General features: G+C 69.1%; 12 protein-coding genes. 1 reads left to right on the forward strand and 11 read right to left on the reverse strand.

Translation table 11 applies throughout. The features are described 5' to 3' along the window. Window positions 1–272: 272 nt before the first annotated feature. From Q1B08_RS08575 to thrS, 5 genes are all read right to left on the reverse strand, one after another. Entirely contained in the window at window positions 273–2462 is a 2190-nt protein-coding gene (locus tag Q1B08_RS08575) for an RNA degradosome polyphosphate kinase (protein ID WP_299817152.1), read from the reverse strand. A gap of 91 nt (window positions 2463–2553) precedes the next feature. After that, complete coding sequence (locus Q1B08_RS08580; RefSeq protein WP_366139996.1) at window positions 2554–3204, reverse strand: chromosomal replication initiator DnaA; 651 nt, start codon at window positions 3202–3204, stop codon at window positions 2554–2556. Between the two features lie 2 nt (window positions 3205–3206). Further along, window positions 3207–4310, reverse strand: a complete 1104-nt coding sequence (locus tag Q1B08_RS08585) for an AI-2E family transporter (protein ID WP_299817154.1) — start codon at window positions 4308–4310, stop codon at window positions 3207–3209. 82 nt (window positions 4311–4392) lie between these two features. After that, window positions 4393–5562: an RsmB/NOP family class I SAM-dependent RNA methyltransferase gene (locus Q1B08_RS08590; RefSeq protein WP_299817156.1), complete on the reverse strand. Its 1170-nt coding sequence runs from the start codon at window positions 5560–5562 to the stop codon at window positions 4393–4395. 235 nt (window positions 5563–5797) lie between these two features. Continuing rightward, entirely contained in the window at window positions 5798–7744 is a 1947-nt protein-coding gene (thrS, locus tag Q1B08_RS08595) for a threonine--tRNA ligase (protein ID WP_299817158.1), read from the reverse strand. A gap of 162 nt (window positions 7745–7906) precedes the next feature. Between thrS and guaB the strand changes: the two genes are divergently transcribed. Further along, entirely contained in the window at window positions 7907–9352 is a 1446-nt protein-coding gene (gene guaB / locus Q1B08_RS08600) for an IMP dehydrogenase (RefSeq protein ID WP_299817160.1), read from the forward strand. Between the two features lies 1 nt (window position 9353). Here the strand turns inward: guaB and Q1B08_RS08605 are convergent, their stop codons facing one another. From Q1B08_RS08605 to Q1B08_RS08630, 6 genes are all read right to left on the reverse strand, one after another. Beyond that, on the reverse strand, window positions 9354–9728 hold the full coding sequence (locus Q1B08_RS08605; protein ID WP_299817162.1) for a hypothetical protein: 375 nt from the start codon (window positions 9726–9728) through the stop codon (window positions 9354–9356). A gap of 69 nt (window positions 9729–9797) precedes the next feature. Beyond that, on the reverse strand, window positions 9798–10427 hold the full coding sequence (upp, locus tag Q1B08_RS08610; protein WP_299817164.1) for a uracil phosphoribosyltransferase: 630 nt from the start codon (window positions 10425–10427) through the stop codon (window positions 9798–9800). Window position 10428: 1 nt separating this feature from the next. Continuing rightward, on the reverse strand, window positions 10429–11397 hold the full coding sequence (locus tag Q1B08_RS08615) for an adenosine deaminase (RefSeq protein WP_299817166.1): 969 nt from the start codon (window positions 11395–11397) through the stop codon (window positions 10429–10431). Beyond that, on the reverse strand, window positions 11394–12581 hold the full coding sequence (locus tag Q1B08_RS08620) for a phosphopentomutase (RefSeq protein ID WP_299817168.1): 1188 nt from the start codon (window positions 12579–12581) through the stop codon (window positions 11394–11396). Before Q1B08_RS08620 ends, Q1B08_RS08615 begins: the two co-directional genes overlap by 4 nt. Next, window positions 12578–13876: a thymidine phosphorylase gene (locus Q1B08_RS08625; protein WP_299817362.1), complete on the reverse strand. Its 1299-nt coding sequence runs from the start codon at window positions 13874–13876 to the stop codon at window positions 12578–12580. Before Q1B08_RS08625 ends, Q1B08_RS08620 begins: the two co-directional genes overlap by 4 nt. Before the next feature lie 14 nt (window positions 13877–13890). Continuing rightward, on the reverse strand, window positions 13891–14289 hold the full coding sequence (locus Q1B08_RS08630) for a cytidine deaminase (RefSeq protein ID WP_299817170.1): 399 nt from the start codon (window positions 14287–14289) through the stop codon (window positions 13891–13893). Window positions 14290–14317: the final 28 nt, after the last annotated feature.

Raw genomic sequence — 14317 nt, forward strand, 5'->3', positions numbered from 1 at the left:
ATGCGCAGCTTGGTCCTCTAACCCGCCGATCCGGGACGACCCCCGCCGCCGGAACGGAGACCGTTTCGGTGGCGGGGCATCTTGCGAGTGCATGGTGTCTTGAAGGTCCGCGTTCATAATCCTGAACGCCCTATGGCCTGCCAGGTGAGCATTGTCTGGAATGCGCGCGTATCGGGCGGGAATTAACCCCGGCGGAAAAAGTTCAGGCGAATTTGTGCCGGTCCCTGTCCCGCCATGCACGTCATTCCGCCGATCACAGGCAGGAAACACCTTCAATCGCTGGAATGTGTCAATTCCGGCACGTCCTTCGCGCCCGCCGAGCCCCGGCCGGAAAGGGACGGATTCTCCATAAAGAATCGGTGGCAGTTGAATGGCTTGTCCAGGCCGGACAGATCGGGTCGCGTCCATTCCCCTTCCGGTCCAAGCATCCAGCTCTGCGCGACGTCGGCAAGGTTCGCCGCCATGATCTGCCGGACGATCTGCGCCTTCACGGTCGGGTTGATGCATTCCACCAGAGTTTCGACCCGGCGGTTCAGGTTCCGGCCCATCCAATCAGCGGAGGAAATATAGACCCGCGCCTTCTTCGACGGCAGCCCGGCCCCGTTGCCGAAGCAGACGATGCGCGAATGCTCGAGGAAGCGTCCGACGATCGACTTGACCCGGATGGTCTCGCTCAGGCCCGTCACGCCGGGTCGGAGGCCGCAGATCCCGCGGATCACGAGATCGATGCGTACGCCGGCCTGACTTGCCCGGTAGAGCGCGTCGATCACGTCCGGTTCGATGAGCGCGTTCATCTTGGCCCAGATCGCGCCGGGACGACCGTTGCGGGCGTGCTCGGCCTCGGCCTCGATCGAAGCCAGCAGATGTTTCTTCAAATGGCCGGGCGACACGGTGAGGGTCTTCAGACCGTCGGGCGGCGCGTAGCCCGAAATGTAGTTGAATACCTTCGTCGCGTCGTGCGCGAGCGAGGCCTCGCAGGTGAAAAGCGACAGATCGGTATAGACGCGCGCGGTGATCGGATGGTAGTTGCCGGTCCCGAAATGCGAATAGGTCACCAGCCGGTCGCCCTCCCGGCGGACGACGGTGCTGATCTTGGCATGCGTCTTGAGACGCGTGAAGCCGTAGACGACATGCGCACCGGCGCGCTCCAGCCGGCGCGACTGACGGATATTGGCGGCCTCGTCGAAGCGCGCCTTCAGCTCCACGAGCGCGGTGACGGTCTTGCCCGCCTCCGCCGCCTCGCAGAGCGCGGCGACGATCGGGCTGTCGCGCGAGGTGCGGTAGAGCGTTTGCTTTATGGCAAGCACGTTCGGGTCGTTCGCCGCCTGATGCAGGAAGCGGATGACCATGTCGAAGGTCTCGTAGGGGTGGTGCAGCAGCATGTCCTTCTGACGGATCGCCGCGAACATGTCGCCGTCGTGGTCCTGTACCCGTTCGGGGACCCGCGGCGTAAAGCTCGGCCATTGCAGGTCCACCCGATCGTCGGTCACGAGCTCCTTGAGCTGCGCGAGCCCGATCAGCCCGTCCACGACGATCACCTCGGACTCGTCCACGCCGATCTCGTCGACGATGTCGCGGTAGAGCCCCCCCGGCGCGTCCCGGGTGATCTTCATCCGAACGATCTCGCCGCGACGCCGGCGTTTCAGCGCGGTTTCGAATTCGCGGACGAGATCCTCGGCCTCCTCCTCCACTTCGAGGTCGCTGTCGCGCAGGACGCGGAAGATACAGTGCCCCTTCAGCGCGTATCCGGGGAACAGCTGGTCGATCTGCATCAGAAGCAGCTCTTCCAATGGAAGGAACCGGACCCGGCCGTTCCCGTCCGCCAGACGGATGAAGCGCGCGATCTGTGCCGGAATCGGCAGAAGCGCGCGAAGCAGGCGCCTGTCGGAGCGCCGCTCGAGCTCCACGGCGAGCGCCAGCCCCTCATTGGCGAGGAACGGGAACGGGTGCGCGGGGTCGATGGCGAGCGGCGAGATGACCGGAAAGACGTCCCGCAGGAACGTCTCGGCCATCGCGCGACGCTCCTCCTCCTCGAGGTCGGCCGCCCGCAGGAGGCAGATGCCGACATTTTCCATCTCCGCGCGGAGGTCTTTCCAGACACGCTGCTGATTGGCGAGCAGACGCTCGGCATCCTCGTCGATCATCACCAGCTGCTCGGCGGGCGTGCGCCCATCGGCCCCGGGCGTGCGATTGTCGGCGCGGGCGAGTTCCCGCAGGCCGGCCACGCGCACGGTGTAGAATTCGTCGAGATTGGCCGCGGAAATCGACAGGAAACGCAACCGCTCCAGAAGCGGGACGCGCGGGTTCTCCGCCTCGTCGAGCACGCGCCAGTTGAAGGCCAGCCAGCTGCGCTCGCGGTTGAAGAAGCGCTGCGGCCCGTACATGCGCAACTCGTCCAAGGGCACCGGCGGCGGCAGCGGCGCATTCAGGAAATCGACGGCGGGGGCGTTCTTGTCGAGCATGTCAAAAGCCCTGACAGTCTGGGGTAACGTGGACGTGACACGCTAGGGTCGGCTTCGTGCCGTGTCCAGACGGCGTTCCGCCGGGCGTCGCTCAACCTTCCAGGATCTCGCGCGCCAACGCCTGATTGATCGGCCGGCCGCGGGCCAGCGATTCCGCGTCGAGCCGGTCCACCATCGCCCGCGCGGCGACGTAGCTTCGCTCCATCCGGCCCATCAGATAGCCGATAAGGGCCGGTTTGACGACGAGCTGACGGTCGGCGAACAGCTTCAGGAGCACGATCGAAAGGAGCGCGTCGTCCGGGTCGCCGATCCGCGCCGGCGTGAGCGAGGACAGCCGGCTCGCCAGATCGGGCAGCGCTACTTTCCAGTCGGCGGGCGGCGCGCGGCCGGTCATCAGGAGCCCGCGTCGTTCGCCCGCGCAGGCGTTCCAGAGATGGAACAGCGCGTCCTCGTCGACGCCGCGGTCGGCATCCTCGATCACCAGCGGTCCTTCGGCCAGCTCCGGCGCGGCCTCCGGCGTCAGCGCGTTCGCCGCGATCGTGCGGGCCTCCGTTTCCTCGGCCCAGATCGCGGCGAGGTGACTCTTGCCGGAGCCCGCCGGCCCGATCAGCGCGAGTCGCCCCTGTGGCCAGTCCGGCCAACCGCCGACGAGCGCCATGGCCTTGGCGTTGGAGGAGGAGACCATGAAGTCCTCGCGTCCCCGCGCCTCCGCCCAGGGCAGGTTCATCGAAAGCTGACGCACGCTCAGTCCGACCGGCGGTGCGTGGTCAGATCCTCGAGGATCGGCGGCGGCGCCTCGGGCTGGCCGGTGTAGAGCGCGCTCTCCTTGTAGTTCCGCAGCGCGTGCCGCGCGAGCACGCCGAGCGCGGCGGCGACGGGCACCGCGACCAGCATGCCGACGAAGCCGTAGATCGCGCCGAACGCCGCCAGCGCGAAGAGGAGCCAGACCGGATGGAGCCCGACCGAGGAGCCGACGAGGTTCGGCGTCAGGATGTTGCCTTCGAAAAACTGCCCCAACATGAAGATGCCGGCCACTGCGGCGATCCACCACCATTCCCCCCAGAACTGAAACAAGGCCAGCCCGATGGCGAGCGCGCCCCCAACGATGGCGCCGACATAGGGAATGAAGGTGATGAGGCCGGAGACAGCGCCGACCACGAGGCCGAATTGCAGGCCGACGAGCATCAGCGCGACCGAGTAGAACGTCCCCAGGATCAGGCAGACGGTCAGTTGCCCGCGCACGAAGCTCGCCAGCGTCGCGTCGATGTCGCGGGCGATCTCCCGCACGCGTCCGGCATGCTCGCGCGGAAGCAGGTCGTCGATCCGCGCGACCATGTTGTCCCAGTCGAGCAGAAGGTAGAACGCGACGACCGGGACGACGACGAGGAAGACGAGCGCGTTGACCACGCCGAAAAGGCCGGCGACGAGCCGCTGCGCAAGCTCACCACCGCGCGCGCTGACCGCCTCGCCCAGATCCGAAAGACCGCGGCGTACGAACCCGTCCTCCCCGACGGTTTCGGGGAAGCGGGTGCCCAGCCAGTCGCGCAGCGCGGCGAAATAGTCGGGCGCCGCCTTCACGAGCGCGGTCAGCTGCTGGATCAGGAGCGGGATCAGGAACGCCACCGCAAGAACGAGAAGCGTGACCCCGACCAGCGTGATCACCGTGGTCGCGGCGGCGCGCGGCAGGCCCAGCCGTTCCAGCCGGTCGGCCAGCGGATCGAGGATGTAGGCGATCGCCCCGCCCACGAGGAACGGCAGCAGCACCTGCCCGAGATACCACAGCACGACCAGGAACGCGGCACCGGCAATGCCCCAATAGACCGCCTGTCGCCGATAGGGCAAAGCCATGCACGTTCCTCCTGCTGGGTGTCTTGATGCCCGTGCGCCGGGGGCGGTTCAAGCGCCCACGGAGTGCGGCGCCGCGTCAGCTCTAGGCCGTCCGCTCGATCAAATGCAGGCCGAAGCCGTCCGCGTCGTCGAGCGGCGTGCAGGACCAGATGCGCGCGACCTTCGCGTCGGACCGGCGGCCCAGCACCCGCGCCACCACGGCAGCATTCTCCTCCTCGAACATCGAGCAGGTCATGTAGGCCACCCAGCCGCCGGGCCGCGCGAGGGCGAGGGCACGGTCCAGGATCCCGACCTGAAGGTCGGCGAGTTCCGCCAGCCGCTCGGGCGTCAGCCGCCACTTCGCGTCCGGCGTACGCCGCCAGGCCCCGCTGCCCGAACACGGCACGTCGGCGATCACTCCGTCGAAGGGGGCGATCGCCTCCGGGGTCTCGATCCGTTCGATCGTCACGCCCGCGCGCGCCGCGCGGCCGGGAATGTCCTTCATTCGCCGGGGATCCGCATCGTGCGCAAGGACGCGCGCGCCCTTCGCCGCCAGCGCCAGCGCCTTGCCTCCGCCCCCAGCGCAAAGGTCGAGGATCGGCCCGGGCGTCGGAGGCAGCGCGTCCACCAAGGCCTGAGAACCGGCATCCTGAAACTCGAACAGGCCGTCGCGGAACAGGGGTGACGCGGCGAGCCCCCGCGCCCCCGACGGCACGCGGATGGCGCAGCGGGCGAGCGAATGCCGGCGCGCCTCCCAGCCCGCCGCCTGCAGGGCGACGATCAGGTCGTCGCGGGTGATCCGCCCGGCATTCGCGCGCAGCACGACGTCCGCCCGGTCTCGCATCGCGCCGAGCACGGCGTCGCGCTTTGCGCCGAGCGCCGCTCCGAAATGCGGCAGTACCCAGTCGGGCACGTCGAGCCGCACGCCCTCCGGCGCCTCGTCCGCCACCTTCGAAAGCGAGATCGCCGCGGGCGCGTGGCCCTCCCCGGTAAAGAACGCGGCCGGGTCCTCTCCCCGGTCCCGCAGAAGTCCGGCCAACACGACGCGCGCATCCATTTCATCCGGGGGAACGTCGCCGCCGCCGCCCGCCCGGTTCGCGGATCGCAGTCGGCGCAAGGCGTCGAAGACGTGATCACGCACGGCGGCCCGGTCCTTCGAGCCCGCATAGCGCGCGCCGCGGGCCCAAACCGTCAATTCCCGCTCGGCCGCCCCGCCGCGCAGAACGCGGTCCAGAACGTCGATCGCGGCCTGAAGACGCGCGCCGGGGGTCACGGCCGGATGGAGCTGGCGATGGTGCGACCCGCGTCAGGCGCGGGCCGACCAGTCGACAGGGAGAAATGACGTCCACAATACCGAGTGCACGACCGGGGGAGGAGACCGGTCGGACCCGGCGCAGAGGATGCCACCCAAGGAACGCTCGGCTCCATTTGTGGCCTGAATGCGGCCATCCGGTGACCGGATGGCGACAATCCGAGCCCCGTGGCGCATTGTTGCCCCGCAGGAAACGTCATCGCAGGTCCGGCGGTGTCGCCTCCGCTCCGATCTCGCCCGCAGCCTCGTCGAGCGAAACCACCCGCGTCGTCTTTTCCCCCAGGCGGCGGAGCGTGACGGTGCGATTCTCGACCTCCTGCCGGCCGATGGCGAGGATCACCGGGACCTTTCCGACGGAATGCTCGCGAACCTTGAAGTTGATCTTCTCGTTGCGCGTATCCGCCTCCGCGCGGACGCCCGCGCGCCGCAGCTTCTCGACCACCTCGGTGACGTAGTCGTCCGCGTCCGACACGATGGACGCGACCACGACCTGCCGCGGAGCGAGCCAGAACGGCAACCGCCCGGCCGAGTTCTCGATCAGGATACCGATGAACCGCTCGAAGGAGCCCAGGCAGGCACGATGCAGCATGTAGGGCCGGTGCTTCTCTCCGTCCTCGCCCACATAGGTCGCGCCCAGCCGCTCGGGCAGGTTCGGGTCCACCTGGAACGTACCGCATTGCCAGACCCGCCCGATCGCGTCGGTCAGGTAGAAGTCGAGCTTCGGCCCGTAGAAGGCGCCATCCCCCTCTTCCACCCGATAGGGATTGCCTGTCGACCTGATCGCCGCCTCGAGCGCGTTCTCGACATGGTCCCAGCTCTCGTCGGAGCCCACGCGCTTCTCGGGCCGGGTGGCGAAGGCGATGTCGAAGCGCTCGAAGCCGAGGTCGTGGTAGACGGAGGCGAGGAAGTTGATGAAGCGCGCGCATTCCGCCTCGATCTGTTCCTCCGTGCAGAAGATATGCGCGTCGTCCTGCGTGAAGCCGCGTACGCGCATGATGCCGTGCAGCGCGCCGGACGGCTCGTAGCGGTTGCAGGAGCCGAACTCCGCCATCCTGAGCGGCAGGTCGCGGTAGCTCTTCAGCCCGGCATTGTAGACTTGGACGTGGCAGGGGCAGTTCATTGGCTTGAGCGCGTTCACCGCCTTCTCGCGCGCATGTTCCTCGTCCACCTCCACGATGAACATGTGGTCCTGGTACTTGTCCCAGTGGCCCGAGGCCTCCCACAGCTTGCGGTCCACGACTTGCGGCGTGTTGACCTCGACATAGCCGTCGGCGCGCTGCTTGCGGCGCATGAAGTCCTGCAGCACGGTATAGATGGTCCAGCCATTCGGGTGCCAGAACACCTGCCCCGGCGCCTCCTCCTGCATGTGGAAAAGGTCCATCTCGCGGCCGAGCCGGCGGTGGTCGCGCGCTTCGGCCTCCTCGAGGAACTTCTGATGCGCCTTGAGGTCGTCGCGGTTGCGGAACGCGATCCCGTAGATGCGCTGCAACTGCGGACGCTTGCTGTCGCCCAGCCAGTAGGCCGCCGAGACGCGGGTCAGCTTGAAGGCGTCGGCGGGGATCTGGCCCGTGTTCTGAAAATGCGGTCCGCGGCAGAGATCCTGCCAGCCGCCGTGCCAGTACATCCGGATCGGCTCGTCGCCCGGGATGCGGTCGATGAGCTCCACCTTGAAGGGCTCGCCCGCCGCCTCGTAATGGGCACGGGCGTCGGCGCGGGACCAGACCTCGGTGCGCACCTCGTCGCGCGCGGCGATGATCTGCTTCATCCGCTGCTCGATCTCGCCCAGATCCTGGGGCGTGAACGGCTCCGCCCGGTCGAAGTCGTAGAACCAGCCGAAATCCCGGACCGGCCCGATCGTCACCTTCACGTCGGGCCAGATCTCCTGCACCGCGCGGGCCATCACATGCGCGAGGTCGTGACGGATGAGCTCGAGCGCCGGCGCCTCGTCCTGCATCGTGTTGATGGCGATCGTCGCGTCATGCTCGATCGGCCAGGCGAGGTCGTGATGCGCCCCGTTCACCTGCGCGGAAATGGCCTTCTTGGCGAGCGATTTGGAGATGCTCTCGGCCACCATCCCGGCCGTCGTGCCGGCCTCGACGTTGCGGGTCGCGCCATCGGGAAAGGTCAAGGTGATCTGGGACATGCGGTCCTCCGTCGTTTCGGCGCCCACGGAACGCCCGGTTGCGGTCTTTGCGCCGCTCGATGCCCCGTCCCGCGACCGGACGCAACCCGGCACGCCCCTTGCCCCTGTTCCGCAAAGGTGAGACAGGGACGCGCCAACCGATATCGCCCGACGGAGGAAGTCATGGAGATTCGCGAGGCCCTCACCTTCGACGACGTTCTGCTGGTTCCGGCCGCCAGTCAGGTCCTCCCGGGCAGCGCCGACACGCGTACTTGGGTCACGAAATCCATCGCGCTCAACATTCCCGTCCTGTCCTCGGCCATGGACACGGTGACGGAGTCGCGCATGGCCATCGCCATGGCGCAGGCCGGGGGCATGGGCGTGATCCATCGAAACCTCGACCTCGACGCGCAGCAGAAGGAAGTGCGGCGGGTGAAGCGTTTCGTGAGCGGCGTGGTCTACAATCCGGTGACGCTACGCCCCGATCAGACGCTCGCCGACGCGAAGGCCCTGCAGGAGCGCTATCGCGTCACCGGCTTTCCGGTCACCGACCCGACGGGGCGCGTCCTCGGCATCGTGACCAACCGCGACATGCGTTTCGCAAGCGACGATTCCACGCCGGTGGCGACGATGATGACGAGCGACGGGCTCGCCATGCTGCGCGCGCCCGTGGATCTCGCCGAGGCGAAGTCGATCATGCACGCGCGCCGGATCGAGAAGCTGTTGGTGGTCAACGACAAGGGCCATCTGACCGGCCTGCTCACGATCAAGGATATCGAACAGGCGGTTCTGAACCCGCAAGCCTGCAAGGATCAGCTCGGCCGCCTGCGGGTCGCGGCGGCGACCACGGTGGGCGATGCCGGGTTCGAACGGTCCGAGGCGCTGATCGATGCGGGCTGCGACCTCATCGTGGTGGATACGGCCCATGGACATTCCGAAGGCGTGGGACATGCGGTCAACCGGATCAAGCGGTTGTCGAACGACGTTCAGGTCGTGGCCGGCAACGTCGCCACCGCCGACGGCACGCGCGCGCTGATCGACGCGGGCGCGGACGGGGTGAAGGTCGGGATCGGCCCTGGCTCGATCTGCACCACCCGGATCGTCGCGGGCGTCGGCGTGCCACAGCTCACCGCGATCATCGATTCCGCCTCCGCCGCGGGCGACGTGCCGGTGATCGCCGATGGCGGGATCAAGTATTCCGGCGATTTCGCCAAGGCGATCGCGGCCGGCGCGTCCTGCGCGATGGTTGGCTCGATGCTCGCCGGCACCGACGAGAGCCCGGGCGAGGTCGTCCTCTACCAGGGACGGAGCTTCAAGTCCTATCGCGGCATGGGTTCGCTCGGCGCGATGGCGCGCGGCTCGGCCGACCGCTATTTCCAGAAGGACGCGGCCTCGGACAAGCTCGTGCCCGAGGGGATCGAAGGTCAGGTGCCCTACAAGGGCTCGGCAAGCGCCGTCGTCCATCAGCTCGTCGGCGGCCTGCGGGCGGCGATGGGCTATACCGGCTGCGCCACCGTGGGCGACATGCGCCAAGGCTGCCGCTTCGTGAAGATCACCGGCGCGGGTCTGAAGGAAAGCCACGTCCACGACGTGCAGATCACGCGGGAGAGTCCGAACTACCGGACCTAGGCTAGCGCGCGATCCGGATCACCTCACGCTGCCGGCGCGGTGTCTCGACCGTCCAGATGCCGCGCGTCTGTTCGTCGCCCAGCAAGGTCCGCGGCCCGCGATACGGGTTGAGCCGTCCGTCATCCCAGGCCGGCTCGTAGCCCGCGGGCGCCCGCGCGAAATCGAAAGTCGTGCGCGCGGGCGGAACGAGCACGGTGCCGTCGGGATAGTCGCCGCCCGTCAGAAACGGGCTCGGCATCCCCGGATCGACCAGCGTCGCGCCCGGCGGCGGCGTGACGGCGACGACGCGCGGCTTGGCGCCCTGTGTCTGCGCCGTCGCGGGAATGGCCGCGAATGCGAGCGCCAAGGCCGCGAAGCCGGTTCGAAAATGGGTCATGGGGGCCTCCGTTCGCCGATCGCGGGCCCGCCGTCGCCGCGGCCCCTCACGGAAGAATGAGGGACCGGCCTATTTCGTTCCGAACATCCGGTCGCCGGCATCGCCCAGACCCGGCACGATGTAGCCGTCTTCATTCAGCCGCTCGTCCACCGCGGCGGTGACGATCGGCACGTCCGGATGCTTCGCCTTCATCTGCGCGATCCCCTCCGGCGCGGCCAGAAGGCATAGGAACCGGATGTCCTTCGCCCCCTTCGACTTCAGGAGGTCGATGGCGGCGGCGGAGGAATTGCCCGTGGCCAGCATCGGGTCGACCGCGATGACCAGACGCTCGTCAAGCTGGTCGGGCGCCTTGAAGTAGTACTGGACCGGCTGCAGCGTCTTCTCGTCACGATACAGGCCGACGAAGCCGACGCGCGCCGAAGGGACGAGCTCGAGGATGCCGTCCAGCAGGCCGTTCCCCGCCCGCAGGATCGAGACCAGCGCCATCTTCCGACCGGCCAGCACTGGCGCCTCCATCGGCTGCATCGGCGTCTCGATCGCACGCGTCGTCATCGGCAGGTCGCGCGTCACCTCGTAGGCCAGCAACTGACTTATTTCGCGCAGGAGTTGCCGGAACACGGCCGTCGACGCCTCCCGGTCGCGCATCAGGCTCAGCTTGTGCTGCACCAGGGGGTGCGTGACGACGGTCAGGTGGTCCATCTCAGGGCTCCAGTCTCTTGAGCAGATCCTCGCGCGTGGCCGCGTCGCAGAAGGCGGCGCGGGCGGCGGTCTGGTTGATGACGCGGAACCGGTCCTCGTCCCAGCCGAAGACCCGTTCCAGCGCGTCGTACTCGCTCCGCATGGTGGTGTGGAAGAACGGCGGATCGTCGGTCGACACGGTTACGTCGATGCCCTCGGCCATGAGAAACTCGATGGGGTGCGCGTCGATCTTCGCGTACAAACCCAGCGCGACGTTGGAGCCCGGACAGATTTCGAGCACCACCCCCTCGCGCGCCAGACGCTCCACCAGCGTCGGATCCTCCGCCGCGCGGACGCCGTGGCCGACGCGGCTCACGCGCAAATGGTCGAGCGTGTCGCGGACCGAGGCCGGCCCGCCGAACTCGCCCGCATGCGAGGTCAGGCCCAGCCCCGCCTCCCGCGCGCAATCGAAGGCCCAGACGAAATCGCGCGCCGTGCCCCTGGCTTCGTTGCCGCCCATGCCGAATCCGGTGACGAAGCCCCCGGCCGTCTCGGCCGCGCAACGCGCGGTCTCTCGCGCCTTGTCGGCTCCGAAATGCCGGATGCAGGTGACGATGCCGCGCATCTCGATGCCCTCGACCGCACCCGCCGCCTCCTCGATGGCTGCGAGGTATTCGCGCCAGGCCGAAAGGTCGCGGCCACCGCAGAAGTCGGGGCTGAGGAAGATCTCGGTATAGATCACCCCCTCGTCGCGCGAGCGTTCCAAGACCTCCCGCGTCAGCCGGGCGTAGTCCTCCGGGGTCTTCAGAACCTGCGTCGCCGCTTCGTATGTCTGAAGGAAGCCTTCGAAGTCCCTGTATGTGTAGGATCCGCGCTCGTCGAAGACGCGGCTCAGGTTCATCCCCTTCTCGCTCGCAAGACGGCGCACGAAGTCGGGCGGCGCCGCGCCTTCCAGATGGAGGTGCAGCTCGATCTTCGGCGAAAAGCTCATAGGATGCTCCGTCCCGGCCCGATGACGGGCATGCCCAGATGGTCGCAGATCGTGGCCGCGACGTCGACGAAGCCGATCTGCCCGGCCGCGCCGCTCGCACCCGCTGCGACGACCGGCACCCGCTCCCTCGTGTGGTCGGAGCCGCGCCAGGTCGGGTCGTTGCCGTGATCGGCGGTGAAGACCATCAGGTCGTCCGCCCGCAGCGACCCGATGATATCGGGCAGGCAGGCGTCGAACCATTCCAGATGGCGGGCATAGCCGCTCACGTCGCGGCGATGCCCGTGGACCGCGTCGAACTCGACGAAGTTCGCGAAGGTCAGGCTGCCGTCCGGCATGTCGCGCACCGACGCCGCCAGATGCTCCATGAGCCGGACGTCCTTGCCCTTCGCGACGCTGTCGATACCCCGCATGGAGAAGATGTCGCCGATCTTGCCGATCGCGTGGACATGCCGCCCCGCACCGGACACCGCGTCGCAAAGCGTCGGCGCGGGCGGCGCGATCGCGTAGTCGCGGCGGTTCGCCGTCCGCTCCCACGGGCCATCGCCAGTGAAGGGTCGCGCGATGACCCGCCCGACCCGCATCTCGTGCAGCGCAGGCGCAAGCGCCGCGCAAAGGTCGAGCAGGCGGTCCAGCCCGAAATGCTCCTCGTGCGCCGCGATCTGGAACACGCTGTCGACCGATGTGTAGCAGATCGGCCAGCCGGTGCGGATATGCGCCTCCGCCTCTTCCTCGATGATGAGCGTGCCGGAGGCGTGGCGGTTCCCGAGGATGCCGTCGGTCCCGGCCGTCCGGCAGACGAGGTCCACGAGGTCCGGGGGAAAGCACGGATCGGTCTTGGGAAAATAGGTCCAGTCCCACGGCACCGGCAGGCCGGCGAGTTCCCAATGCCCCGAGGGCGTGTCCTTGCCCTGGCTGATCTCGGTCGCCGTACCCCACAGGCCCTCGGGCTCCGCCAGGAGGCCCGGCGTCGCGACGCCGGAGGCCAGCCGGATCGCCGCGCCGAGGCCGAGCCGGTCGAGATTGGGCAGGCGGAGCGGCCCGGACCGCCCCTCCTCCGCCCGGCCCGCCGCGCAGGCCGCGGCGATATGGCCGAGCGTGTTCGCGCCTTCGTCTCCGAACGCCGTGGCATCCGGCGCCCCGCCGCAGCCGACGGAATCCAGCACCACGAGAAAGGCGCGGCTCACCGGATCGTCTCGCCGATAAGGGCCGGCGGGGTGACCGCCCCGCCCTCGAGCCGGATGGCGTGCGCGACGCGTTCCGCCGCCCCGGCCGCCGCATCGCCGTCGGCGGCGTGCACGCGGGCGAGCGGCTGCGTGTCGGTGACGACCGCGCCGAGCTGTGCGAGGTGGCTGATACCGACGGTCGGGTCGATCCGGTCGTCTTCCCGCCGCCGTCCGCCTCCGAGCTCGACCACGACCTCCCCCAGGACGCGCGTGTCGATCTCGGCCACGACGCCCGGCGCCTCCGCGCGCAGCTCGGCCACGACGGGCGCCGCCGGCAGGCGGTCGCGCCAGCGTTCGAGGAAGTCGGACGGCCCGCCCTGCGCCTGCACCATGCGACCGAACACCTCCGCCGCCGCCCCGCTTTCGAGCGCCGCACCGATCTTCTCCGCGCCCGCCGCCGCGTCCGCGACCAGCCCGCCGAGGGCCAGCGCCTCGCCGCCGAGCGCGCGGACGAGCGCGACCAAGCGGGCGGAGCGGCGCGTCCCCGGCTCCGTCAGCGCCTCCATCGCGGCGATCACCTCCAGCGCGTTGCCGCAGGCGGGCGCGGCCGGCTGGCTCATGTCGGTGACGATGGCCGAGGTCATCACGCCGTTCGCCTGGCTCGTTTCCACCAGCGCCCGGGCGAGCGCGCGGGCATCTGCCGGATCGGGCATGAAGGCGCCGGAGCCGGTCTTCACGTCGAGAACGAGCGCTTCAAGCCCTTCGGCGAGCTTTTTCGACAGGATCGACGCCACGATCAGATCGAGGCTCTCCACCGTCCCGGTCACGTCACGCACCGCGTAGAGACGTCGGTCGGCGGGGGCGATGTCGGCCGTCGCGCCGACGATGGCGCAGCCGACACGGGACACGATGCTCTGCAGTTCGTCGGTCTGCATCTCGGTGCGGAAGCCGGGGATCGCGGCGAGCTTGTCGAGCGTGCCGCCGGTATGGCCGAGGCCCCGCCCCGAGATCATCGGCACGAAGGCGCCGCAGGCGGCGAGCGCCGGGGCGAGAACGAGCGAGGTGCAGTCGCCCACGCCGCCCGTGGAATGCTTGTCGATCACCGGGCCGTCGAGACTCCAGTGCAGGACCTCCCCGCCGTCCCGCATCGCCCGCGTCAGCGCCGCGCGTCCCGCCGCGCCGAGCGGCGTGCGGCAGACGCCCATCGCGAAGGCCCCGGCCTGCGCGTCCGAGACGGACCCGTCGGCGAGCCCTTCCGCGAACGCGACGAGCGCCTCGGGCGCGGGCGCGCGGTCGCGGCGCAGGTCCGCGAGGATGTCGCGCGGCCCGCTCACGCCATGTGGCCCGCGTCGAAGGCGCCCGGCAGCAGCGCGGCGATCGTCGTGGCCTCCTCCGCGCCGGCGACCGTGGCGAGCGTGACCGGAACCTGGCCGCCCGCGAACTCCGCGAGCTTCTGCCGGCATCCGCCGCAGCAGGGCACGGGCCGATCCGAGGCGGCCACGACGTAAACCGCCGCGATCGCGGTGTCGCCGGCCGCCACCATCGCCGCGATCGCGCCGGCCTCCGCGCAGGTGCCCTGCGGGTAGGCGACGTTCTCGACGTTGCAGCCGCGATAGACCGCACCGGACGCGGCGCGGATCGCAGCGCCGACCTTGAACCGGCTGTAGGGCGCGTAAGCCTTCTCGCGCGCGGCAAGCGCGGCCTCGCGCAGGTCTGACGTTTCGCTCATTGAGGATCTCGCGCTGTCGGGTCGGACA

It is taken from the genome of uncultured Jannaschia sp., from assembly GCF_947494025.1.
Classification (GTDB): Bacteria; Pseudomonadota; Alphaproteobacteria; order Rhodobacterales; family Rhodobacteraceae; genus Jannaschia.

Excerpts from the sequence above, each read along its gene's own strand:
- Q1B08_RS08630 (WP_299817170.1), bottom strand. The coding sequence starts at position 14,289 with ATGAGCGAAACGTCAGACCTGCGCGAGGCCGCGCTTGCCGCGCGCGAG.
- guaB (WP_299817160.1), top strand. The coding sequence starts at position 7,907 with ATGGAGATTCGCGAGGCCCTCACCTTCGACGACGTTCTGCTGGTTCCG.
- upp (WP_299817164.1), bottom strand. The coding sequence starts at position 10,427 with ATGGACCACCTGACCGTCGTCACGCACCCCCTGGTGCAGCACAAGCTG.
- Q1B08_RS08575 (WP_299817152.1), bottom strand. The coding sequence starts at position 2,462 with ATGCTCGACAAGAACGCCCCCGCCGTCGATTTCCTGAATGCGCCGCTG.
- thrS (WP_299817158.1), bottom strand. The coding sequence starts at position 7,744 with ATGTCCCAGATCACCTTGACCTTTCCCGATGGCGCGACCCGCAACGTC.
- Q1B08_RS08605 (WP_299817162.1), bottom strand. The coding sequence starts at position 9,728 with ATGACCCATTTTCGAACCGGCTTCGCGGCCTTGGCGCTCGCATTCGCG.
- Q1B08_RS08585 (WP_299817154.1), bottom strand. The coding sequence starts at position 4,310 with ATGGCTTTGCCCTATCGGCGACAGGCGGTCTATTGGGGCATTGCCGGT.
- Q1B08_RS08615 (WP_299817166.1), bottom strand. The coding sequence starts at position 11,397 with ATGAGCTTTTCGCCGAAGATCGAGCTGCACCTCCATCTGGAAGGCGCG.